Genomic DNA, 743 nt, shown 5'->3' on the forward strand with positions numbered 1-743 from the left:
GCGGTGGTGGTGAGGTTCTGCTGGTTGCTTCGGGCGCGGAGGAAGGCGTGGGCTTGTCGTATCCGGTCGGCGATGGTCGCTGGTGCGGTGTTGGCGATGTGTTGTTTGAGTACGGCCCATATGCGTTCGACCGGGTTGTCTTGGGGGCTGTACTTGGCGCCCTCGATGAGGAGGAGTCGGGGGTGGTCGGCCAGCCACTTCTTGGTGATCTTGCTGTGGTGGGTGGTGCCGTTGTCGCAGATGACGGCTACGACGGGGGCGTCGGGGTAGGCGGTCAGCAACTGGTCGAGGAAGAAGCAGAACACCACGGAGACGTTCTTGACCGATACGTGGTGGTGCCAGGCGCCGGTGGTCAGGTTGATCGCGCCGTGGATGGTGCGGCGGATGTTGGAGCCGGGGGTCAGGATGCGGTGACGGATGCCGGTGGGCATCCAGCTGGCGCGTACCCGGGCGAGCAGGTCCAGGTGGGTTTCGTCCTCGGCGAGCACGACGGATCCGGTGGGCAGGTCGGCGATCTGGTTCCGGATGGTCGCGCAGATCTGGTCATGGTCGGGGTCGCTTTTGGCGATCAGGCGGGGCCGGCACCAGCGGGCCTGTTGTTTGATACGTCGGCGCAGGGTGCGCAGGCTCATCGCCGGGCGGCCCAGTTGGCGCCAGATCCGGGCGGTGGTCCATGCCTTCGGGATGGACAGCAGGGTTCGGATGCGCTGGCCGATACGCGGGCTGCCCAGCCGGGGCCGGCC

The 743-nt window shown here is 67.0% G+C and carries 1 protein-coding gene; it reads right to left on the reverse strand.

From position 1 onward, the window contains the following. On the reverse strand, positions 1-743 hold a 743-nt coding region (locus C1I99_RS31770; protein ID WP_111137796.1), incomplete at both ends, for an IS630 family transposase.

The organism is Micromonospora deserti, from assembly GCF_003236335.1.
GTDB lineage: Bacteria > Actinomycetota > Actinomycetes > Mycobacteriales > Micromonosporaceae > Micromonospora > Micromonospora deserti.